At 36.8% G+C, this 22412-nt stretch carries 21 protein-coding genes; 17 read left to right on the plus strand and 4 right to left on the minus strand.

The features are described from left to right. The first annotated feature begins 6 nt into the window (after positions 1-6). Both EZ449_RS03175 and EZ449_RS03180 read left to right on the plus strand, forming a co-directional pair. Positions 7-2199 (plus strand): catalase, encoded by a 2193-nt coding sequence (locus EZ449_RS03175; RefSeq protein WP_131556707.1) that lies wholly within the window; start codon positions 7-9, stop codon positions 2197-2199. A 58-nt stretch (positions 2200-2257) separates the two neighbouring features. Continuing rightward, positions 2258-2866, plus strand: a complete 609-nt coding sequence (locus EZ449_RS03180) for a hypothetical protein (RefSeq protein ID WP_131556519.1) — start codon at positions 2258-2260, stop codon at positions 2864-2866. Here the strand turns inward: EZ449_RS03180 and EZ449_RS03185 are convergent. From EZ449_RS03185 to EZ449_RS03195, 3 genes are all read right to left on the minus strand, one after another. Beyond that, positions 2844-3350, minus strand: a complete 507-nt coding sequence (locus EZ449_RS03185) for an ankyrin repeat domain-containing protein (protein WP_131556520.1) — start codon at positions 3348-3350, stop codon at positions 2844-2846. The two genes, EZ449_RS03180 and EZ449_RS03185, sit on opposite strands and share 23 nt — an antisense overlap. 105 nt (positions 3351-3455) lie before the next feature. Next, complete coding sequence (locus EZ449_RS03190; RefSeq protein ID WP_131556521.1) at positions 3456-5423, minus strand: PAS domain-containing sensor histidine kinase; 1968 nt, start codon at positions 5421-5423, stop codon at positions 3456-3458. A gap of 156 nt (positions 5424-5579) precedes the next feature. Beyond that, positions 5580-6476: a helix-turn-helix domain-containing protein gene (locus tag EZ449_RS03195; RefSeq protein ID WP_131556522.1), complete on the minus strand. Its 897-nt coding sequence runs from the start codon at positions 6474-6476 to the stop codon at positions 5580-5582. A 213-nt stretch (positions 6477-6689) separates the two neighbouring features. Between EZ449_RS03195 and EZ449_RS03200 the strand changes: the two genes are divergently transcribed. The 8 genes from EZ449_RS03200 to EZ449_RS03235 all read left to right on the plus strand — a co-directional run bounded on the left by EZ449_RS03200 (position 6690) and on the right by EZ449_RS03235 (position 17640). Then, positions 6690-7061, plus strand: a complete 372-nt coding sequence (locus EZ449_RS03200) for a nuclear transport factor 2 family protein (RefSeq protein ID WP_131556523.1) — start codon at positions 6690-6692, stop codon at positions 7059-7061. A gap of 11 nt (positions 7062-7072) precedes the next feature. After that, positions 7073-8056 (plus strand): aldo/keto reductase, encoded by a 984-nt coding sequence (locus EZ449_RS03205; RefSeq protein ID WP_131556524.1) that lies wholly within the window; start codon positions 7073-7075, stop codon positions 8054-8056. A 78-nt stretch (positions 8057-8134) separates the two neighbouring features. Next, a complete protein-coding gene (locus tag EZ449_RS03210; RefSeq protein WP_131556525.1) occupies positions 8135-9262 on the plus strand; it encodes an aldo/keto reductase in 1128 nt (375 codons plus the stop codon). Between the two features lie 440 nt (positions 9263-9702). Then, on the plus strand, positions 9703-11115 hold the full coding sequence (locus EZ449_RS03215) for an alpha-L-fucosidase (RefSeq protein ID WP_131556526.1): 1413 nt from the start codon (positions 9703-9705) through the stop codon (positions 11113-11115). Positions 11116-11571: 456 nt separating this feature from the next. After that, entirely contained in the window at positions 11572-12654 is a 1083-nt protein-coding gene (locus tag EZ449_RS03220; RefSeq protein ID WP_131556527.1) for an efflux RND transporter periplasmic adaptor subunit, read from the plus strand. A 24-nt stretch (positions 12655-12678) separates the two neighbouring features. Further along, positions 12679-15849, plus strand: coding sequence for an efflux RND transporter permease subunit (locus tag EZ449_RS03225; protein ID WP_131556528.1), 3171 nt, complete (start codon positions 12679-12681; stop codon positions 15847-15849). After that, entirely contained in the window at positions 15842-17275 is a 1434-nt protein-coding gene (locus tag EZ449_RS03230) for a TolC family protein (RefSeq protein WP_131556529.1), read from the plus strand. Before EZ449_RS03225 ends, EZ449_RS03230 begins: the two co-directional genes overlap by 8 nt. Positions 17276-17430: 155 nt before the next feature. After that, positions 17431-17640 carry a hypothetical protein gene (locus tag EZ449_RS03235; protein WP_131556530.1) on the plus strand — a complete coding sequence of 70 codons (210 nt, stop codon included), beginning with the start codon at positions 17431-17433 and terminating at the stop codon, positions 17638-17640. A 379-nt stretch (positions 17641-18019) separates the two neighbouring features. On the opposite strand, the gene EZ449_RS03240 is transcribed toward EZ449_RS03235, so the two are convergent. Further along, on the minus strand, positions 18020-18982 hold the full coding sequence (locus EZ449_RS03240; RefSeq protein ID WP_131556531.1) for a GlxA family transcriptional regulator: 963 nt from the start codon (positions 18980-18982) through the stop codon (positions 18020-18022). Positions 18983-19123: 141 nt separating this feature from the next. Here EZ449_RS03240 and EZ449_RS03245 point away from each other — a divergent pair, with 141 nt between their 5' ends. The 7 genes from EZ449_RS03245 to EZ449_RS03275 all read left to right on the plus strand — a co-directional run bounded on the left by EZ449_RS03245 (position 19124) and on the right by EZ449_RS03275 (position 22407). Beyond that, positions 19124-19618 carry a DinB family protein gene (locus EZ449_RS03245; protein WP_131556532.1) on the plus strand — a complete coding sequence of 165 codons (495 nt, stop codon included), beginning with the start codon at positions 19124-19126 and terminating at the stop codon, positions 19616-19618. A gap of 3 nt (positions 19619-19621) precedes the next feature. Further along, on the plus strand, positions 19622-20122 hold the full coding sequence (locus tag EZ449_RS03250; RefSeq protein ID WP_131556533.1) for a DinB family protein: 501 nt from the start codon (positions 19622-19624) through the stop codon (positions 20120-20122). Between the two features lie 14 nt (positions 20123-20136). Next, a complete protein-coding gene (locus EZ449_RS03255) occupies positions 20137-20553 on the plus strand; it encodes a hypothetical protein (RefSeq protein WP_131556534.1) in 417 nt (138 codons plus the stop codon). A gap of 27 nt (positions 20554-20580) precedes the next feature. After that, complete coding sequence (locus EZ449_RS03260) at positions 20581-20976, plus strand: DUF1801 domain-containing protein (protein ID WP_131556535.1); 396 nt, start codon at positions 20581-20583, stop codon at positions 20974-20976. Between the two features lie 30 nt (positions 20977-21006). After that, positions 21007-21426, plus strand: a complete 420-nt coding sequence (locus EZ449_RS03265; protein ID WP_131556536.1) for a VOC family protein — start codon at positions 21007-21009, stop codon at positions 21424-21426. 68 nt (positions 21427-21494) lie between these two features. After that, a complete protein-coding gene (locus EZ449_RS03270) occupies positions 21495-21875 on the plus strand; it encodes a DoxX family membrane protein (protein WP_131556537.1) in 381 nt (126 codons plus the stop codon). A 100-nt stretch (positions 21876-21975) separates the two neighbouring features. Beyond that, positions 21976-22407 (plus strand): DUF2147 domain-containing protein, encoded by a 432-nt coding sequence (locus tag EZ449_RS03275; RefSeq protein ID WP_131556538.1) that lies wholly within the window; start codon positions 21976-21978, stop codon positions 22405-22407. The last annotated feature ends 5 nt before the right edge of the window (positions 22408-22412 follow it).

Raw genomic sequence — 22412 nt, forward strand, 5'->3', positions numbered from 1 at the left:
AAAGATATGGCAAAGAAAACTTCTGAAAAAAGTGCTGCTCCTGCACAACAGGAAAACGATAAAACAACAAAACTAAAATCATTTGTTGCAAATTCAAATGGTGAGTTTATGACTACTAACCACGGTTTGAGGATTAACGATGATCAGAATTCATTAAAAGCAGGGGAAAGAGGTGCAACGTTGCTCGAAGATTTTATCCTAAGGGAAAAAATTACCCACTTCGATCATGAGCGGATTCCAGAACGTATTGTTCATGCAAGAGGTTCGGCTGCCCACGGTACTTTCCAGGTGTATAAAGATATGTCGGAAATAACACGTGCCGCATTTTTGTGTGATCCAGGAGCCGAAACACCTGTTTTTGTAAGATTTTCAACGGTAGCAGGATCTAGGGGATCGAGTGATTTGGCTCGTGACGTTCGTGGTTTTGCCGTGAAATTCTATACGCAAGAAGGAAATTTCGATCTTGTAGGCAACAATATGCCTGTATTCTTTATCCAAGATGCCATTAAGTTTCCAGATTTAATACATGCGGTAAAGCCTGAGCCAGATAACGAAATGCCACAGGCAGCATCTGCACATGATACCTTTTGGGATTTTATCTCTCAAATGCCAGAATCATCTCACATGATGATGTGGGCAATGAGCGATCGTGCCCTGCCAAGAAGTTACCGAATGATGGAGGGCTTCGGTGTGCATACCTTTAGATTTGTTAACGCGAAGGGTGTAGCCAGTTTCGTTAAATTTCATTGGAAACCATTATTAGGTGTGCATGCTGTTGCTTGGGATGAGGCGCAGAACATTTCTGGTAAAGACCCTGATTTTCACCGTAGAGATTTGTGGGATGCAATTGAGGCCGGTGCCTTTCCAGAATGGGAATTGGGTGTGCAAATTATACCTGAAGAGGATGAGTTTAAGTTTGAATTCGATCTCTTAGATCCAACTAAACTCATTCCTGAAGAACTTGTGCCTGTACAACGTATTGGTAAAATGACGCTTAACCGAAACCCAGATAACTTTTTTGCCGAAACCGAGCAAGTAGCTTTTCATGTTGGGCATGTAGTACCGGGAATAGATTTTAGTAATGATCCACTATTGCAAGGCCGACTTTTTTCTTACACGGATACACAATTAATTCGCCTTGGTGGACCTAATTTTCACGAAATACCAATTAATAGGCCTGTTGTTCTCGTACATAATAATCAAAGGGATGGCCACATGCGCCAAACCATAAATAGAGGCAAAACGAGTTATGGGCCGAATGATATTGCGGCAAATGATCCACAGCAGGCAAAGGCTTCTGATGGCGGTTTTGTAAGTTATAACGAACGAATTGATGCGAAAAAAATTAGAGCAAGAAGTAGAAGCTTTTTTGATCATTTTTCTCAGGCAAGATTATTCTTTAATTCTCAAAGCGATCCAGAGAAGAATCACATTATCGATGCCTTAAGCTTTGAGTTGGGTAAGGTTAAGGCAATTTCTATTCGAGAACGGATGTTGGCAATACTCTCTCAAATAGATAAGGGTTTAGCTGCAGAAGTGGCTTTTGCCTTAGGTCTTCATATTCCAAAAATTCCGCTCGAAGAACTAAATAACAGCATTCCTGCAGATGGAAATAGAGCTGATTATGCTTCGAAAAATCCAGAGGGAAGTTTAGCTAAATCGGATGCATTAAGTATGCTAGGTACTGTTAAAGATACCATTAAAACTAGAAAAATAGCCATTCTAGCGGCTGATGGTGTGGACGAAGTATCATTGAGTAAGGTTAAGGATTTGCTAATTGCCAATGGTGCGGTTGTACATATTATTGCTCCAAAGCTTGGTAATATTATCGCTAAGGGTGATACAAAAATCAAAGTTGATGAGAGCTTCCTTACCGCGGCATCTGTACTTTACGACGCTGTTTATGTGCCTGGAGGTGGAAATTCAGTTGCAACTTTAGAAGCTGAGGCTAATGCAGTTCACTTTTTAAATGAAGCGTTTAAGCATTGTAAGGCAATTGCAGCTGACGATGAAGCAATTCAGGTACTAGAATCGACCTATTTCTTTAAAAAACTTCCTGCAGAATATTCAACAGAGACGGTTTTGAGAGAAGGCATCTTAGTTTCTGGCGACATTAAAAAACTGGGTAATACCTTTGTGCAGATGATTGCCATGCACCGCTTTTGGGAAAGGGAAAATCCAAGGAAAATTCCGGCATAGGATTACAAAACATAAATTAGTGAAAGTCGTTTGGCTTTCACTTTTTAAATTTTTTGATATGGAAGAAGAAAAAGGATATTTAGCTACAGTGCCTTTACAGCTTACTGGCAGCCAAATGGATATTGTTGAAAAACGTTATGCAAGTTCTGATAGTGAAGCTATTGATCTTTTTAAAAGAGCATCTTCACGATTATTAACAGTAAATAAGTGGGGAGATTATGCTGGAATATCCTCTTTTCTATTGATGGATGCTCACGGGATTCGAGTCGATCGACCTGCGCAAAAAGAAGATTATATCAGAATTGATATTCCAGGGCCTGGAACCGAAGCTGGAATGGGCTACGATTGGGTAAAAATTGAGGACATAACGAATACACATGAAGAGAATAGGCAAGTACTTTCTATGACGGTAAGACCTTGCAGTCACCCAATTTCTGAAAAGGAAGAAATTGCACATTTTCTTAAAAGTGAGGCAACTTCCACCTTTGTAATTACCCTAAGTGATTTATGTATTTCTGCTGAGGAGCATGGAAGAAACGAAATGCCAAACACAAGTAATGGTAGTTTTTTTGATAAGGGTAGAAATTACGTAGTTGGAATGGCAGCTAAACTTGGCTTATCTTACCCGCAATGGAAGAGTTTGGTTAAGGCGCTTTTGCAAGACTAAGTTGATTTGTTGCCGCTTGTAATAAATCTATTCCTTTTTCATTTCCTTGCATTGCGGCAAAATCGATCGCCATTTGTCCGCGAATATCTTTTAAATCAAGGTTAGCACCACTTTCAATTAACAATTTTAACACATCATTTCTACCAAACATTGCGGCGAACATTAGTGCCGTTCCACCATTTCCATGTTGAAGATTAAGCGCTGCCCCTTTATCAATTAATAGTTTTGCGATTTCTAAATAGCCTTTAAAGGATACACCCATCAAAGCTGTATTCCCTCCTTTATCGGCTGCATTGATTTCTGCACCAGCTTCTAATAGTAGCTTTGCAGCCTCAATCTGATTATTGTAACAGGCGATAATTAATGGAGTATAACCCTTTTCATCTCTGTAATTAAGATCAACATTTCTACGGATTAGTTCTTTTATTACCGCTATTTCTCCTTTTCTTGCTGCTGGGATGATTAACTCATTTATGTTCTCCATGAATACACAACTGTTTTTTGATGAGAAAGTTTTCTTAAAGGATGGAACATTATATTAATCTCTATTTATGGTTTAAATTATATTCAGAATCTGTATATCGGAATTTTAGTTCAACCACATTTGCATCATAAAACTAAAAACAGATCCTTTTCCAACCTCACTATCAACCCATATCTTTCCCCCATGCCTTTGTATAATTTCGTGGCAAAGGTAAAGCCCAATTCCAAAGCCCGAAACTGTTCCAGACATGTTTGATTCTATTCGGTAATATCGCTGAAATACTTTCTCAAAATCTTCAGGTTTAATTCCTATCCCATGGTCAGTAACACTTAATTTTACCTCATTTCCTACTTGTATGCAGGCAACATTTATGGTGCTACCGGCAGGAGAATATTTTACGGCGTTACTTATTAAATTGCCAATTACCTGTGCAATTTTGTCGCGGTCGGCATTTACCATGGTAAATTCTACTGGCTCAAAAATAATGTGGTGACGAGTAATGGTAGGCGTAATATCTGCACTTATCTCGGTTAGTAGTTCCGCCATGTCAAAAGGCTGTTTCTCAACGCTGATTTTACCCGATTCGAGCCTCGATACATTAAGAAAACCATTAATCATCTTATTCATCTTCCTAACCTGGTTTATAGCCTTATCCATAATAAGCGTACCCGAATTATCGCCTTTACTGTTTGCGGTTTTTTGTAGTAGTTGAACGTAAGCACCTATCGAAGTTAAAGGTGTTTTAAGTTCGTGGCTAACCATTCCTATAAAGTCATTTTTTCGTTGCTCATCTTTCTTAAACTCCGAAACATCCATAACAACGCCGGTGAACGATGAAAATTGTCCTGATGGATCAGTTTTAAGGTTTCCAATTGCCCTCAACCACCTCATTTGATTATCGTGAAAACCAACTACAGGATAGGTAACATCGTAATTTCCACCTCCGTATATTGCTTTTTCAAGTTTTTGGGATACGAATGATCTATATTCCTCAGTAATTTGCGCTAAAGCTTGTTCAATTGTTATTTCTTCGTCGGCACGATACCCAAAAAGCTCACGTAACCGAACAGATGTGATAAATTCTCTGGTAACCGAATTAATATGCCATGTGCCAAAATCTGCTGCTTCAATAGCTAACCTTAAGGCAACCTCGCTATCTTCAAGCATATGGAAAATTTTTTCCATTTCTTTTTTCGATTCTTCAATATCCTCATTTGCTGCGCTTAACTCCTCATTTGCTGCTGTCAATTCCTCGTTTACGGCACCGAGCGAATCGGTTAGCTCTTGCTTTTCAATCTCAACAAGCTTTCGCTCTGTGATATCCATCATTACGCCAGCAAATATTGTAAAGCCCTTATTTCCGCTAACGCTGCCTACGGCCCGTAACCATCTTTTAATCCCATCATAATGCCCTGTAACCATATAAGTTAAATCGGAAGTGCCACCTTCGAGCATGGTTTTATTGATCGATTCAAGAATCGATTTTCTGTACTCAGGATTAATTTGTTCAATTACATCTGTTAAGGTAATTTCTTCATCAGGATAAAATCCAAATAAAACCTTTAATCTATCTGAAGCGATAAGCGTTTGGGTTTGGGTATCTATAGTCCAGGTGCCAAAATTAGCGGCATCTACTGCTAGTTGAAGTTTTTGTTCAGTTTCTTGCAGCCTAAGGTTCGATTCAACCTTATCTGTTACGTCTGTTGCGGTATGGAGTATGCTATTGATGTTTCCATTCGCATCAAAAATGGGTCTGTAAATAAAATCATAATAGGAAACTTTCATTTCGTTGTCGATAAAAAATTCGGCCAACTCATCTTTTCCCGTATAAATTTCGGCAGTTTCCCAAACTCGTTTGAGTATATTAAGAAAAGGTTGATTAACCAGTTCGGGTACAGCCTCTCTAAGCGGTTTGCCAATAACAGATCTATTTTTACCCCAAAAACGAAGCATTGCATCATTGGCAGCTTGGATGATTGTGTTTTCGCCAGTGTATATAGCCGTGGCATTTTCAGAGAGTGCCAACACATCTAACAACTGATCACTGGTGAACCTTAATTTTTCTAAATCCATAATTCGATACCGCCAAACGCTATAGGAAGATAAAAAAGAAAACAAGGTTTAAATTAAAATGTTTGATTGTTTAAACAAACTGAGCAAATAAATGTGCTTGAGTTTTTATAATTATCTTGCTCACGAATAGAATCAATGTATATTTCTTAAATTGATTTAGTTGGAAGATCGATATTCATTTGGCGAAACACCAACATGCTGTTTAAACGAACGACTAAAATGTTGCGGATATTTAAAACCCAGTTCATAAGCGATCTCACTAACGGATTTTCTTATGTCGAACATTTTTTCCTTAGCAATATCCATTAGTTTTAACTGAATATATTCCTGTGCCGATTTTCCTGTGTCTTTTTTAATCAGATCACCGAAGTAATTTGCCGAGAGGTTCAACTGTTCTGCACAATAGCCAACAGAGGGCAATCCAAGCAATTGGGGTTTATCTGATAAAAAATATGAATCGATCAGGTGCTCGAATCGCTCCAATACACCTTGATGAGCAGTTTCTCGGGTGAGGAATTGACGATCATAAAAACGGATGCAATAATTCAAAAACAATTCCATGTTGCTCACAATTAGGGTTTTGCTATGCTTATCAATAGATTGAGATAATTCATATTGGATTTTTGAAAGACAATCTAAAACCAATTCCTTCTCTTTCTTTGATAGGTGTAGTGCTTCGTTTACATCATAAGAAAAGAACGAATAATCTTGAATATGTTTTCCAAGGGTTGTTCCCTTAATTAGTGCCGGGTCAAAAAGTAAAGCCCACCCTTTTGGCTCGAAATGCTTAACATTAGGTTGTATGCCAAGAACTTGCCCCGGACCGATAAACACTAATGTTCCTTCTTGATAATCGTAATGATTTCGACCATATTTCAATTCACCACAGTCAAGTTCTTTCATAAAAATGGCGTACAAACCAAAATGAAATGTTTGTGCTAGCATGGCCTTTGCCTTGGCCAAATCAATAACCGTAATTAAAGGATGTAAGGTTTCTACACCTCGCATATTATTGTACTGGTTAACGCTTTCTATGCTCACGATTGTTTCCATAATAAATTGATTGATCTGTTGATACAAAAATAAACATTAGTAAGCAGTTGATATCATTCTTGTAATCAGATCAGTAATAATGGTATTATAAGCAGTAATCCGTATAACATTTTCCTTAAACGCTATATCGACCTTTGTAATATTGAAAGGCTTAAGTGATGTTGCTGAACTCAGGTTTCTAAAGATTTAACCTTATGCTACTGTAAAATAAAAATGATAGATAATAATGATTTGGATATACTTAATCTCACGCGTAAATTAACAAGGTTGATGATTGAAAAGGATATAGTAGAGATGAGTAAGATTTTGGATGCTCATTTCACACTCACACATATTACAGGTTTCGTTCAGCCAAGGGAAGAATGGCTTAAGGAAATAGAAAGTGAGCAGATGAAATATTTCTCATACCAAGAAATAAAAACTTCAATAGAAATAGCTGGAGACAAAGCGACTTTCATAGGTCAGAATCTTCTTGATGCCAAAATTTGGGGTGCCAGAAATAACTGGCGTTTGCAACAGACCATCTATCTCGAAAAGCGCATTGAAAAATGGATTATCATCAAATCTGTAGCAACAATATTTTAAAAGAAAGAATTATGAAAACAAGAAAATTAGGAAATAGCGGATTAGAAGTATCTGCCCTAGGATTAGGTTGCATGGGTTTAAGTTTTGGCTACGGACCAGCAACCGATAAAAAAGCAGCTATTAAATTGCTACATGCAGCAGTTGAAGCTGGTGTTACATTTTTCGATACGGCAGAATGTTATGGTCCTTTTACCAATGAAGAATTATTAGGCGAAGCATTTGCTCCATTTCGTAATAAAGTGGTAATCGCTACTAAATTTGGATTTGAAGATGGAGACTCTAAAAAGGGCTTGGATAGCAGTCCCGCAAAAATTAGACAAGCCGTAGAAGCTTCTTTAAAAAGATTAAAGACAGATTATATTGATTTGCTTTATCAACATCGTGTAGATCCAAATGTGCCAATGGAAGATGTTGCTGGTACTGTAAAGGATTTAATAGCTGAAGGTAAAGTGAAATATTTTGGTTTATCAGAAGCTGGAGTTGTTAGCATTCGCAAAGCACATGCTGTACAGCCATTAACTGCTCTGCAAAGCGAATATTCTTTATGGTGGCGTGAGCCAGAAAAAGAGATTTTACCCACTTTGGAAGAATTGGGGATTGGTTTTGTTCCGTTTAGTCCATTAGGTAAAGGATTTTTAACAGGAGCGATTACGGCAAATACCGCGTTTGATAGCACTGACTTTAGAAACACGGTTCCCCGTTTTTCTGAAGAAAATAGAAATGCAAATCAGGTGTTGGTCGATTTATTGAAAAGCATCTCAATTGAAAAGGAAGCAATGCCCGCACAAGTTGCGCTTGCTTGGCTATTGGCCCAAAAATCTTGGATTGCTCCAATTCCTGGTACCACGAAACTGCACCGTTTGGAAGAAAATATTGGCGCTGCTGCTATCGAATTAACAGCTGATGATTTGAGTAAGATAGAAAATGCTGCATCAAAAATTGAGGTTCAGGGAGCAAGATACCCTGAGCATTTACAAAATAGAGTTGGGAAATAAGCGCTATGCAAAATCATTAATTTCTAGAATAATACGCTTAAAATCAGAGCAGAAAACGAAACACAAAAACAAATTAACATGGAAAATCAAAATCGCAGAAATTTTTTAAAAGCCAGTTCCGCTTTAAGCGGTGCTTTATTGCTTCCTCCAGCCTTAAGTTTTGCCATACCACCAGCGCAAGGGAAAGAAAGGGCAAACCCAAGCAATCCTCCAAATTTGCAAAGTCGCCGTTTGGGTACTGGAAAAAATAGTGTTGAAGTCTCTGCATTAGGTTTAGGTTGCATGGGCATGTCATGGAATAGAAGTTTTATTCCGGATCGAAAATATATGATCGAAACCATTCGCAAGGCTTATGATATGGGGGTAAATCTTTTCGATACTGCCGAGGCTTATGGTCCATTTATAAACGAACAATTGGTTGGTGAGGCCATAAAACCTTTTCGAAAAAAGATTGCTCTTTGCAGCAAGTTTGGATTTGATATTCAAAACGGAAAGTTTGTTTCGGGTTCGTTAAATAGCAAACCTGCACACATTAGAGAAGTGGTTGAGCAATCCTTAAAACGACTGAATACCGATGTAATAGATCTTCTCTATCAACATAGGGTTGATCCAAATGTACCGATGGAAGATGTTGCAGGAACCATTAAGGACTTGATTAATGAGGGAAAAGTAAAGCATTTTGGACTATCTGAGGCTGGAGCTGACGACATAAGAAAGGCACATGCAATACAACCGCTTACTGCTATACAAACAGAATATTCATTAATTTCTAGAGATCCTGAGAAAGAAATATTTCCAGTTTGTGAAGAGTTAGGTATTGGCTTTGTTCCATATAGTCCACTCTGTAGAGCATATTTAACTGGATACATTAATGAGCGTACAAAATATGTTAATGGTAACGATAATCGCGGCGCTTTGCCGCGTTACGCACCATATGCGGTAAAGGCAAACTGGGCGATAATTGATGTGCTTGCAGCATTTGGAAATGAGAGGGGGCTTACAGTTGCGCAAGTATCTTTAGCGTGGCTATTGGCTCAAAAACCTTGGATTGTACCAATTCCGGGAACTACTAAATTAGCCCACCTTCAAGAAAATCTTTGGTCTATTGATTATAAGTTTAGTCCTGAAGAATTAGCCAAACTTACCAGTGCTGTATCTAACATCGATATTGTAGGAAATAGGTTAGCAACTCCCCAAACAAAGTAATCACTTATTAAAAGCAAGTTAAATTCTATGATGAAATGCCAATAAAGTTCATTCCATTTTTGGTAGTGATTTATCTTTTATCAAATTGATCATTTTTAAAGCCCCATCCTTAAAAGTTCGGGCTTTTTTATGCGTTAAACTTTTGAACTACAGGAATTTATAAGCCACAATTGAGAATCCTTAAGGAAATTAGCAGCAAACCGTAATATAATTTTTAACTTATTAAATTATATTTAGCCTCAGTGATTAATCGATAGGTCCATTTATATTTAGAATTGTCAGTGCAAATAAATATTAGTGAAAGAATAAAATATAATCAAAATTATCAAGCATTCTAAGTTTTCCTTTTTTTATTGTCGAGATTGCTTTATTTATAGATGCTCCAATAACTTAACTAAAATAATACTCAGAGAATTGAAATAGTTACCTAATTTAAGAACATGAAATTTACCAACTTTTACAAAAATGTTTTAATAGTGCTGATAATGATTTTTCCACTAGGATTAATGGCTCAGATAACGGATTTCAAAGCTTCAAAACCTCTAAATCAGTTACAACAGAAATTCGTAGATCTGCGCTTTGGAATGTTTATCCACTACAATATTCCAACTTATGTAAATGCAGATTGGCCAGACCCTGAAGCTTCGCCAAAACTTTTTAATCCCAAGCATTTAAATGCCGATCAATGGGCGAAAGCTGCAAAATCGGCAAATATGAGTTATGGTTGCCTAACCACAAAACACCATTCTGGGTTTTGTATTTGGGATACTAAAAGTACCGATTACAATGTGATGAATAGTCCTTACGGAAAGGATGTGGTAAAACAATTTGCTGATGCTTTTCGTGCCAACGGACTTAAGGTAATGTTGTATTATTCGATTTTAGATACGCACCACAAACTAAGGCCAAATCAGATTACGCCACAACATATTGATATGGTGAAGCAGCAAATTACAGAGCTTTTAACTAAATATGGCAAAATCGAAGCCTTAATTATTGATGGATGGGATGCACCATGGTCTAGAATTTCTTATGATGATGTTCCCTTTGAGGATATTTATAATTTAATCAAAACCTTACAGCCAGATTGTTTAGTAATGGATTTGAATGGAGCGAAATATCCTGCAGAGGGCTTGTATTATACAGATATAAAAACCTACGAAATGGGAGCAGGGCAGCGTATGCCAAAAGATAGTAAGGTAATGCCAACTTTAGCTTGTTTGCCCATTAATACATCATGGTTTTGGAAAACAGATTTCCCGACTGTTCCAGTTAGAAAGCCGCAAGAAATTGTTGATGGATTGATTAAGCCCCTAAATGATGCGAGCTGTAATTTTATCTTGAATGTAGCACCAAATAGAGACGGCTTAATTGATGATAATGCCATCGCAGCCTTAAAAGAAGTTGGTGTTTTATGGAAAAATACGGGTTCAACAAAACAGCTTCCTCCATTGGCATTGCCCATAATTTCGAGCAATATTGCGATAAATAAGCCTGCGAATTCAAGCTGGAGCGATGATATGAACATTATGGATTTCGCTAATGATGATAATTACGGAACATCATGGCAATCGAATGGTGCAGTTGAAAAGCCATGGTTCGAAGTCAACTTAAAAAACGAACAAGCCGTAAACATGATTGTAGTTGCTGAGGGTAAATCGAACATCGAAACTTATGCCTTGGAATATTGGAATGGCGTTGATTGGAAAAAGATTTTCGATGGGAAAAATGAAGACCGCATCAAAATCCATCGGTTTGATCGGATTTGGGCCAGTAAGCTTCGGATTAGAATTGGAAAATCAAAGGAAACTGCATCAATTGCCGAATTTCAAGTCTTTAATGAAAGAAGATAAACTTATTAGAACCTAAGCTTTTTTGTAAATTATTTAAAATCACCTAAATGGTGATTTTTTGTTTATCGATTTTCCTATTGATTAGTTTTTTTTTGGTAAAAGACAACTTTAAGCAACAAATGATAAATTTTCATCACTATCATCCGATGAATTTGTGAAATAAGCGTCAAATCGATTTATAATACAATGAATTTTTCCAACACAAAATAAAACTGCTAATAATCAAGACGTTTAGTTACTTTCTTATCTCTCCAAATGATGATTCTAGCTCTGGAATCAAGACCGACTTCATTATAACTTCATAATTCTATAGTTATTTCGTGCCAAAATTAATCAACAGATAGTCCTAATCTATCGAAGTTGTTATATCTGTTTATACGGATATACTCTTTTTAGATCAGCCATCTGGGAAATTAATTTAACCAAAAATTAAATCAGATAACTATCAGTATGAAAATGAAGAGAAATTTCATGTTCCTTGGCCTGTGTGCTTTACTCTACTTAACAGGTTGTACCGAGAAAAAAGAAGAAAAAGAAGAAGTAGTTACTTATGCGGTTACATCACCGCTAGAAATCGATACTTCTTTCACAAAGGAGTATGTTTCGCAGATTAAATCTGTTAGAAATATCGAAATCAGAGCCTTGGAAAAAGGTTACCTACAAAACATTTATGTAGATGAAGGCCAGCATGTACACGCAGGCCAGTTATTGTTTAGGATAAGACCTAATATGCTTCAGGCAGAATTATTAAAGGCACAAGCAGAAACTAAATCTGCAGAAATTGAATTAGAAAACACAAAATTATTGACTGATAAAAATGTAGTTTCTAAAAATGAACTCGCCATGGCGAAAGCAAAATTGCAAGCTGCAAATGCAGAAACATCTATGGCTAAAATGCATTTAGGTTTTACCGAAATTAAGGCACCTTTCGATGGAACAATTGATCGAATCCCTTTCAAATTAGGAAGTGTGGTAGATGAAGGAGCGCTGTTAACAAGCCTTTCGGATAACAGTCAGGTTTTTGCTTACTTCAATGTTTCAGAGCCAGAATATTTAAGCTACCAATCTGCAGTGAAAGTAAAAGGCCAGCAAGAAGTGAACTTACTTTTGGCAAATAACGAATTACTCAAATCGAAAGGTAAAGTAGAGGTTATCGAAAGCGAGTTTAACAATGAAACAGGAAATATTGCTTTCCGTGCCCGATTTAGCAATGCTGATAACTTACTAAGAAACGGTGAAACGGGCAAGATCCAAATGGTTGTGCCGCTAAAAAATGCCATTGTTATTCCGCAGAAAGCCACTTATGATATTCAGGATAAGACTTACGTTTTTGTTGTTGATAGCAAGAATAAAGTACACTCAAGGCCGATTACGATTGCCAGTGAAATCCCTGATTTATATGTGATTAGCGATGGTTTAGCAATTGGCGATAAGATCTTATTGGAAGGCGTTCAAAACGTGAAGGACGATGATAAGATTACTTATAAATTTCAAAATCCGCAAGAAGTGATCAAACAATTAAGATTGAAAACCGAATAATCTAAATCCCTCAATACTTATTTTATGTTTAGCAAATTCATACAAAGGCCCGTCCTTTCTATCGTTATATCGCTGGTTATTGTGTTCTTGGGTTTCTTAGCGATGAGCTATCTGCCGGTAACACAATTTCCATCTATTTCTCCACCGAAAGTAAATATCACGGCAGAATACCCGGGTGCCAATAACGAATTATTAATTAAATCGGTTGTTATTCCGTTAGAACGTGCCTTAAATGGTGTGCCAGGAATGAAATATATTGCATCTGATGCCGGTAACGATGGTGAAGCTTCTATCCAAGTGGTGTTTAACCTTGGAACAGACCCAAATCAGGCCTCATTAAATGTTCAGAACCGTGTAGCTGCGGTAACCAATAAGCTTCCGCCTTTAGTAGTTCGTGAAGGGGTAAAGATTACCCGTGAGGAATCTAACATGTTGATGTACATTAACTTGTATAGTAAAGACCCTAAAATGAACCAAAATTTCCTTTACAACTTTGCAGATATCAATTTGCTTTCTGAACTGAAAAGGGTAGATGGTGTAGGTTTCGCGGATATTTTAGGTGATAGAGATTATGCTATGCGTATTTGGTTAAAACCAGATCGAATGCAGGCTTATAAAATTTCTGTTGATGAAGTAATGAAATCGCTTGATGAACAAAGTTTAGAGGCATCGCCAGGTAAAACGGGCGAAAGTTCTGGACAAAGATCTCAAGCATTTGAGTATGTTTTAAAATACTCAGGCCGTTTCAACACAAAAGAGGAATACGGTAATATTGTGCTAAGAGCAAATGCAAATGGCGAAATGTTACGTTTAAAAGACGTTGCCGATGTTGATTTTAGCGCTGCTGCTTACAACTTATATTCTACCTTAAATGGCAAAGCTTCAGCTGCGATTGTGCTAAAACAATCTTACGGAAGTAACGCTAGTCAGGTAATTAAAGATGTTAAAGCGAAGATGGCTGAGATTAAAGCCAGCTCTTTTCCTAAAGGTTTGGATTATGAAGTAAGTTATGATGTTTCGAAATTCCTTGATGCATCAATTGAAAAGGTAATCCATACGCTTGTAGAAGCCTTTATTTTGGTAGGCTTAGTTGTATTTCTTTTTCTAGGCGATTGGCGCTCGACTGTTATTCCGGCGATTGCAGTACCCGTTTCCCTCATCGGAACGTTTGTATTCATGTCGTTTTTTGGCATCACGCTCAACTTGATTACTTTGTTTGCTTTGGTGCTCGCCATTGGAGTTGTGGTAGATGATGCGATTGTGGTAATCGAAGCCGTGCATGCAAAAATGGAGCACGATCGAAAAATGTCGGTGCTCCGTGCTACGCAAGAAGCGATGAAAGAAATCAGCGGAGCAATTATAGCGATCACCTTTTTAATGGCTTCGGTGTTTATTCCGGTAACCTTTATGTCTGGACCAGTTGGTATTTTCTACCGCCAGTTTTCCATCACCATGGCAACAGCAATTATCCTTTCGGGTATAGTGGCCTTAACACTTACGCCAGCTTTGTGTGCCATCATGCTGAAAAACAATCATGGAAAACCTAAAAAGAAAACCATAGTAGATAAGTTTTTAGATGGTTTTAACAATGGTTTTACAAAGCTTTCAGGTAAATACGAAATCGTATTAACGAAAGTTGTAAGTCGTAGATTAGTAACCTTTGGCGTATTGATTTTGTTCTGTTTGGGTATTTGGGGTTTGAGTGGAAGTGTTCCATCAGGTTTCATTCCTAATGAAGATCAAGGGATGGTTTATGCCATTATTCAAACGCCTCCAGGTTCTACGTTAGAGCGTACCGACCAGATTGCGGAAAGACTTCAGGAATTATGTGAAAATATTGATGGCGTAAAATCGGTTTCATCATTAGCAGGTTACGAAATCCTTACAGAAGGTACAGGTTCAAATTCGGGAACATGTTTAATTAACCTAAAGGATTGGGATGAACGTAAAAGCTCTGCTCAAGAAATAATCAAGGAACTAGAGGAGAAATCCAAATCAATCCCAGGGGCAGCAATAGAATTCTTTCAACCACCAGCAATTCCTGGTTATGGTGCAGCAGGCGGTTTCGAGCTTCGTTTATTGGATAAGGCAGGAAGCGGTGACTATAAAAAAATGGAAACCGTGGCAAATGATTTCGTTAGGGCACTAAATAAGCGTAAAGAACTCTCATCTGTATTTACTTTTTACAGTGCCAGTTTTCCTCAATATATGTTGAAGATTGACAACGATATCGCACAGCAAAAAGGCATAACTATCGATAATGCGATGAACACGCTTTCTACTTTTGTGGGTAGTAATTACGAAACCAGTTTTATTAAATACGATCGCCAATATAAAGTTATGGTGCAGGCGTTGCCGCAGTATAGGGCTTTGCCAGAAGATATTTTAAAATTATTTGTTAAAAATGATAAAGATGAAATGGTTCCTTTTTCTGCCTTTATGAAAATGGAAAAGGTATACGGTCTATCAGAAATTACAAGGCATAACATGTACAATGCTTCCGAAATTAGTGGTCAATCTGCTACAGGTTACAGTTCTGGCGAGGCGATTGCAGCCATTACAGATGTAGCGAAGAAAACATTACCTAGAGGTTTTGGTATCGATTGGGCAGGTATTTCTAAAGATGAGGTTTCAAGAGGTAATGAGGCAATTTATATCTTCTTAATCTGTTTAGGTTTCGTTTACTTAGTATTGGCAGCTCAATACGAAAGTTTCATTTTGCCACTCTCGGTAATCCTTTCATTGCCTGTTGGTATTTTTGGTGCATTTCTTTTCTTAAAGCTTTTAGGTTTAGAGAATAATATATACGCACAAGTTGCAATGGTAATGCTAATTGGCTTACTCGGGAAGAATGCCGTGCTAATTGTAGAGTTTGCTACACAAAGGCATGCTCAGGGTGCAACTGTTCTTAAAGCCGCAATGGAAGGAGCAAGTGTGCGTTTCCGTCCAATATTAATGACTTCATTTGCATTTATTGCAGGTTTAATTCCGCTGATGATTGCATCTGGGCCAGGTAAAATTGGGAATAGAACGATTGGTTCTGCGGCTGCGGGAGGTATGCTTTTCGGTACCATTTTCGGGGTAATCATTATTCCTGGATTGTATTACATATTCGGAACAATAGCAGCCAGACATAAGCTGATTAAAATTGAAGAAGAACATCCGTTAACTGAAGAAATAGAAGATAATGTTTAGAAAAGATATTTATAAATACGTTGGTTTGGTGTTGATATGTACTGCATATTCGGCCTGTAAAGTGCCAGAGTTTGCCCAACGCAACGAAAATAAAAATGTTCCTGCAGGTTTTAATAATTCACAGGATAGCACAAATACAGCAAAGGTGCAATGGCGTCAGTTTTTTACCGACCCAAATTTGGTTAGCCTGATTGATACTGCGTTGAAGAACAATCAGGAACTAAATGTGACTTTGCAGGAAATCGAAATTGCGAAGAACGAAATTAAGGCTAGAAAGGGAGAACTTTTACCTACCGTGGGTTATAGAGTAGGAGCAGGATTAGAAAAAGTGGGTCGTTATACTAGCTCGGGCGCTGGAGATGCATCAACAGATATTACGCCAGGTAAGGAAGTGCCTGATGTGTTACCAGATTACGCTTTCGGTTTACAAGCCAATTGGGAGGCTGATATTTGGCATAAATTGCGTAATTCTAAAAAGGCTGCTGTGAGTCGTTATCTATCGACGGTTGAAGGTAAAAACTTCGTTGTAACCAACCTTGTTGCCGAAGTTGCCAATTCATACTATGAGTTATTGGCGCTCGATAATCAGTTGGCTATTGTGAAACAAAATATCGCTTTACAAAGTAATGCTTTAGAGCTGATGAGGATTCAGAAGCAGGCTACCAGAGTTACAGAACTTGCAGTTAGGAAATTTGAGGCTGAAGTATTGAATTCTAAAAGTTTGGAATTCGATATTCAGCAGAACATAACGGAGAGCGAAAACAAAATTAATTTCTTGTTAGGTCGCTATCCGCAAACTATTCTAAGAGATAAAGGCAGTTTTACCGATCTAGTTCCGCCCACAGTTCAGGTGGGTTTGCCTTCACAATTATTGGCGAATCGCCCAGATATTAAACAAGCAGAATTAGATTTAGCAGCAGCAAAATTAGATGTTAATGTGGCGAAGGCACAATTTTATCCATCGTTGGGTATTTCTGCTACAATTGGTTACCAGGCTTTTAATCCCTCTTATTTATTAAGAACGCCAGAATCTTTAGCTTATTCATTAGCGGGAGATTTAGCTGGGCCACTTATTAATCGCAATGCGATAAAAGCGGAATATTTAACAGCCAATTCAAAGCAGCTGCAAGCGGTATTTAACTATGAGAAAACGATTTTAAATGGTTATATCGAGGTTGCCAATCAGTTATCGAACATCACTAATCTTCAAAAAAGCTACGATTTAAAATCAAAACAGGTGGTGGCACTTACGCAATCAATAGATATTTCTAACGATTTATTTAAAGCGGCAAGGGCAGATTATTTTGAAGTATTGATGACACAGCGTGATGCGCTGCAATCTAAATTAGAACTGATAGAAACAAAAAAACAACAACTTAATGCGGTGGTAAATATATACCATGCTTTAGGAGGTGGCTGGAATTAGAGATTTTTTCTTTGTTTTTTTTAAACAAAATTAAGTGCTATTCAATAAATGGGTAGCACTTTTTTAATGAATTTTTTTAAAAGCAATCGTTTACGAAAACTAATTTTTAGTTTATTAATTTATAGCGTAAGTTTGCATCACTAACTGAATATTTTATGAGCAACATCTCTAATCCGAAACCGGCGAAAAAGGGCGATAGGATGGACAATGACCATAATAACTTTAACGAGCCTTACAACCATAATTCAAAACACAAGTTTGAAGGTTGGCCGATATTGTGGATCTTGATAGCGATATTTTTAATTTCTGCAATAATTTGGTATACGGGAACTGCATCCTACCTACTTAGGTGGATTGGGAACTAAACAAAATTTATAGAAAATAATTATCCTCAAAGACGTTTGACTTCGATAGTGTTTAAAAAATTAAGCAGGTGTTTATTGTTGTTGAGAGGTTAATCTAGATAAGATTAAATAAGATCATAATTTAAAATTTTTCGTCATCGCTGGGAATCTGCTCAGCGGAGAAATAGCAATATAACATAAGTCCAAAGGATACGATATAGAATGCTGCTGTGATGGTTAGGAAAGTGCTCATAAATCTAATATTTGGTTAGTGTAATTATAACGTTAAGTTATCCTTAATTATATATGTGAACGTATGAATTTTAAATAAATTATTAACATTTTTTATTTTATTGTTGATAACTATCAGTATAGTTGTTTTTAAGGCCAATGTGCTGAATTATCTCGCCTGAAATTTATCTCTATACTGAGTAGGCGTCATCCCAACAGCTTTCCTAAAAACCTTTCTAAATGCCTTTGGATCATTATATCCTGAATTATATATGATCTCTGTCATTTGCTGTGCTGTTTGTTCGAGTAATTTCTTTGCCGCTGCAATCCGGGTTTGTTGTAGGTATTCTATAGGTGTAATCCCCGTAACTTGCTTAAAACGCCTCACAATATTTCTCCTGCTTGAAGGAATATCCTTAATCATTTCTTCAATTGTGGCCACATCCTGATAATTGCTTTCTATTTTTTCTTGTGCTGATGCGACCAAGTCATCGTTATGATGCCTTGTTGGTTGGAAAGAGCTAAAATAAGATTGGTTATGACGATCCATGTCTATTGCGAAAATTTTTGCGGCCTTAATGGCAATGTCTTTCCCACAATGATTTTGCAACAAGTGTAAAAGCAAATGGAATGATGAAGTAGCTCCACCACTGGTGTACAACTTTCCATCTTGGGTAACTGTTTTATCCGATTTTAAGTTTACCGCAGGAAATGCATTTGCGAAAGCGCCACAAGCATCTACATGTGTAGTTGCAGCTTTTCCATCTAATAAGCCAGTTGCACCCAATAAAAATGCCCCTGTACAAACCGTTGCAATTTCTGCCTCCTGTTGATATTGTTTTATCAGCCAAGGGATGAATGCAATGTTTTGACCTATTGCGCTTTTAATGTCTTCGGTAGTAAATGCAGGTATTAAAATTAAGTTGTATGTATCTTCAGTACTAATGTTTTTTGATTCGTAGCTACTAAATGAACCATCGTTTTTCTCATCAAAACTCAGTAAGGTTAAATGATAGGGCGCTTCTTGTGCTGTTGAAGTATGGAATTTGTTCGCCGTTTCAAAAACATCTAAAATGGCTGCAACGCTCAATAATTTATATTGTTTAGTCAACAGAATGCCTACTTGTATCATTTGGTTAAAATTTTAGGTTTTGTAAATATAAAGAAAAACTTGTCTGAAATGCCCCCTAATATTGACTTCTCCAGCATCAACTTTGAATGGTTTTATACACTAACTTTATAATCAGTTAATCAATCTATAAAAACAAAAGATATGAAAACTCAACCAACAAGTAATAGAATGTACGGAATTATTGTTCTTTACGAAATGCAAACCGATTTTTTAAAAAAAGCGTTGGATGGAATTGATGATGCCGATGCCCAAAAAAGATTGGATACAAAAGCAAACCACATTTCATGGATTACTGGGAGTGTAGTTTCTGGAAGATATTATTTGGCGAAATCCTTTGGTGTCGATGCATCATCTTCAACGGGAGAATTATTTAAGGATAATAAGGGCATTGTAGATAATGCAACTTATCCAACCTTGGCTGAATTTAAAAAAGACTGGGATAAAATTTCACCATTGTTGCAAGAGGCATTAACAAATGCTACCGAAGAAAAATTGAATGAGAAAATTGAAATGCCTGGAATGGAAATGACCCTTTTCGATATGATCAGTTTTACAAGTTATAGAGAGGCAAACTGCATTGGACAAATTGCGCTTTGGCGTAGATTATTGGGCTATGCAGCAATGAATTACATGTAGGCTATGGAAAAAATAATTAATGAAGCAAAAGATGCGCTAGGTGGATTAAAAAATCTTCTTTCAAAAATTGAGGAAAGTGATATCAATAAAATTCCATTTGAAGGAAGTTGGACGGCAGGTCAGCTTGCCGAACACATGGCTCTATCTAATGCTGGTTTTGTTGAAATGATTAATGGGCCAGTTAAGGAAACCAATAAACCAGCAGATTTAATGGTGGTAAAACTCAAGGAAATCTTCCTCAATTTTAACACGAAGATGGATTCTCCAGCCTTTATTTTTCCAGCCGATAAAGTATATGATAAAAATGAATTACTCGATAGGTTTGAATCTATTCAGAAAGATTTAGTGAAATCAGTAAACGAATTAGATTTAACCAAAACCTGTACTTCATTCGAGTTGCCAAACATGGGCTTCTTAACACGTTTGGAGGCTGTATATTTCGTAATTTATCATACTCAAAGGCATACCCATCAATTAAAGAATATTTATTTAAATTTAAATTGAGGAAACCCACAAGCATGAGCAAATCGAAACTGCAATTATTAGCGCCTTATATTGGGGTTTGGAAAACACAAGGTACAACAGGAAATGGCGATTTGCTTAGTGGAACGGATATTTACGAATGGGTTGAAGGTGGCTTTTTTCTATTGCATAAGGTAGATGTAGAGCTCAATGGTAAGGAAATCAAATCGTTGGAAATTACTCATTACGATGAATTGGAAGATGTTTTTAGGTCGCAATCTTTTGATGATGAAGGAAATATATCAATATCAACCTTAAAAATTTATGATGATATAATTTTGATATTTTCTGATAACGAAAGATTTAAAGGGAATTTTAAGGAAAGCACCATAGAGGGAACTTGGGAGCGATGTGATGGCAAAAAATGGTCGCATTGGATGAAAATAACGTTGACTAAACTAGTTGGTGAGTAAAATTGAGATTGGAAAACTAAAGCTTCTATGGCGATTAAAAAAAATCAAGTTTCTGGTGAGGATCAGGTAGATGAATACATGGCAATTCTAGACCATCCTTACAAAGCCGAAATAGAAAAATTAAGGTCAATCATTATTAATGCGAATAGTAAGCTTGCCGAGCGGATAAAATGGAATGCACCAAGTTTTTACTATGTGAAAGATTTTGCGGCATTTAACTTAAGGGCAAAAGGTTTTATCCAAATCATATTTATTTTTTACGATGGAAACATGATAGAGGATTCAACTTTATTGCAAGGAAATTGGAAAGATAGGCGAGAAGCTAGGTTTTATGGCTTGGAGAATATTGAAACAAAGAAGACTGTCTTAGAGCAATTTATAAACAATTGGATAGCACTCACCGAACAAACAAATAATAATTAACAGCTAAACAAAGGCATAGCAAAACAAATTATGGCAACACTAAACACGTATTTAAATTTTAATGGTAACACCGAAGAAGTTTTCAACTTTTATAAGTCAGTTTTTGGAGGCGAATTTATAGTCGTTCAGCGTTTCGCTGATGCGCCTGGTTGTGAGGGAATGAAACTTGAGGATAAAGAGAAAATCATGCATATCGCTTTGCCAATTGGCGGCAATATCTTAATGGGAACCGATATTACCGATCCAATGCCGCCTTCAACCTTTGGTACAGGAATTTCATTATCTGTAGATGCGGAAAGTGAAGACGATGCCAAGAAACTATTCGAGAGTTTATCAGCAGGAGGAAAAGTTACTATGGCGCTAGACAAAATGTTTTGGGGAGCGCTTTTCGGTATGGCTACAGATAAATTTGGTATCCAATGGATGGTAAATTACGATTATAACAAATAAAATAAGCGCTAAAAAGCGTAAGAAAATTCATGCTTTTTATTATTTTTAGCTAAACCAAACCAAATCACATGAAAATTGCACTAATCATCATCAGGGTTTTATTAGGAGGAATGTATTTATTTGCATCTGTTCCCTTTTTCTTGAATATATCAATGGGTGATATGCCTAAGATGACAGCAGACCAAACCACATTTATGACAGGTGTTATGGCCGCAAAATATTTAATGCCGCTAATTAAAGGAACAGAATTAATATCAGGTATCTTGTTGTTAATTGGTAGAACAGCACCATTGGCTGCAATTATGATTTTCCCTATAACACTAAACATATTTTTATATCATGCCTTTTTAGGTCCTAAAGATTTGCCAATGGTTGCAGTAATGTTATTGTTCAATCTGTTCCTGTTTTATGCTTACCGCCAAAAATATATGCCTATGGTTTCAAAGTAAAATTTTATAATTTAAAACATTCTCATACTTTTTCTCTTTATTTAGAGTTTCGATATAAAAGTCAAATAACTATATTTAAAAACTAACTAGAAATAAAAATATGAGAAAACTTCCATTTTTAATGCTACTGTTTGTGGCGGTATCATTTTCAGCACTGGCACAAAGTAAAGATGCTGTTGTGGGCAAATGGCTTAACCCATCAGGAGAAGGACAAATTGAAATTTATAAGAAAGGCGACAAATATTATGGCAAATTAGCCTGGATGAAAGAACCAAATCTAAACGGAAAACCAAAGTTAGATGCGAAAAATCCAGATGGGAAATTGCAAAAAAGAGCGCTCCTTAATTTGGAAATTTTAAAGGATTTTGTTTACGATGATGGTAAATGGACAGATGGAACAATCTACGACCCAAAGAGTGGAAAAGACTACAGCTGTAACATGACTTTGAAAGGCAACGATGTTTTAAACGTGAGGGGTTATGTTGGTATCTCTCTTTTGGGCCGATCGGAAACATTTAGACGCGTTAAATAATAAAC

It is taken from the genome of Pedobacter frigidisoli (assembly GCF_004331675.1).
In the GTDB taxonomy this organism is placed as follows: domain Bacteria; phylum Bacteroidota; class Bacteroidia; order Sphingobacteriales; family Sphingobacteriaceae; genus Pedobacter; species Pedobacter frigidisoli.

Coding starts and splice junctions, on each gene's coding strand:
- EZ449_RS03245 (WP_131556532.1), top strand. CDS start 19,124: ATGAAAACTCAACCAACAAGTAATAGAATGTACGGAATTATTGTTCTT.
- EZ449_RS03215 (WP_131556526.1), top strand. CDS start 9,703: ATGAAATTTACCAACTTTTACAAAAATGTTTTAATAGTGCTGATAATG.
- EZ449_RS03270 (WP_131556537.1), top strand. CDS start 21,495: ATGAAAATTGCACTAATCATCATCAGGGTTTTATTAGGAGGAATGTAT.
- EZ449_RS03265 (WP_131556536.1), top strand. CDS start 21,007: ATGGCAACACTAAACACGTATTTAAATTTTAATGGTAACACCGAAGAA.
- EZ449_RS03225 (WP_131556528.1), top strand. CDS start 12,679: ATGTTTAGCAAATTCATACAAAGGCCCGTCCTTTCTATCGTTATATCG.
- EZ449_RS03220 (WP_131556527.1), top strand. CDS start 11,572: ATGAAGAGAAATTTCATGTTCCTTGGCCTGTGTGCTTTACTCTACTTA.
- EZ449_RS03260 (WP_131556535.1), top strand. CDS start 20,581: ATGGCGATTAAAAAAAATCAAGTTTCTGGTGAGGATCAGGTAGATGAA.
- EZ449_RS03190 (WP_131556521.1), bottom strand. CDS start 5,423: ATGGATTTAGAAAAATTAAGGTTCACCAGTGATCAGTTGTTAGATGTG.
- EZ449_RS03175 (WP_131556707.1), top strand. CDS start 7: ATGGCAAAGAAAACTTCTGAAAAAAGTGCTGCTCCTGCACAACAGGAA.
- EZ449_RS03240 (WP_131556531.1), bottom strand. CDS start 18,982: ATGATACAAGTAGGCATTCTGTTGACTAAACAATATAAATTATTGAGC.
- EZ449_RS03230 (WP_131556529.1), top strand. CDS start 15,842: ATGTTTAGAAAAGATATTTATAAATACGTTGGTTTGGTGTTGATATGT.
- EZ449_RS03250 (WP_131556533.1), top strand. CDS start 19,622: ATGGAAAAAATAATTAATGAAGCAAAAGATGCGCTAGGTGGATTAAAA.
- EZ449_RS03235 (WP_131556530.1), top strand. CDS start 17,431: ATGAGCAACATCTCTAATCCGAAACCGGCGAAAAAGGGCGATAGGATG.
- EZ449_RS03195 (WP_131556522.1), bottom strand. CDS start 6,476: ATGGAAACAATCGTGAGCATAGAAAGCGTTAACCAGTACAATAATATG.
- EZ449_RS03185 (WP_131556520.1), bottom strand. CDS start 3,350: ATGGAGAACATAAATGAGTTAATCATCCCAGCAGCAAGAAAAGGAGAA.
- EZ449_RS03275 (WP_131556538.1), top strand. CDS start 21,976: ATGAGAAAACTTCCATTTTTAATGCTACTGTTTGTGGCGGTATCATTT.
- EZ449_RS03180 (WP_131556519.1), top strand. CDS start 2,258: ATGGAAGAAGAAAAAGGATATTTAGCTACAGTGCCTTTACAGCTTACT.
- EZ449_RS03205 (WP_131556524.1), top strand. CDS start 7,073: ATGAAAACAAGAAAATTAGGAAATAGCGGATTAGAAGTATCTGCCCTA.
- EZ449_RS03210 (WP_131556525.1), top strand. CDS start 8,135: ATGGAAAATCAAAATCGCAGAAATTTTTTAAAAGCCAGTTCCGCTTTA.
- EZ449_RS03255 (WP_131556534.1), top strand. CDS start 20,137: ATGAGCAAATCGAAACTGCAATTATTAGCGCCTTATATTGGGGTTTGG.
- EZ449_RS03200 (WP_131556523.1), top strand. CDS start 6,690: ATGATAGATAATAATGATTTGGATATACTTAATCTCACGCGTAAATTA.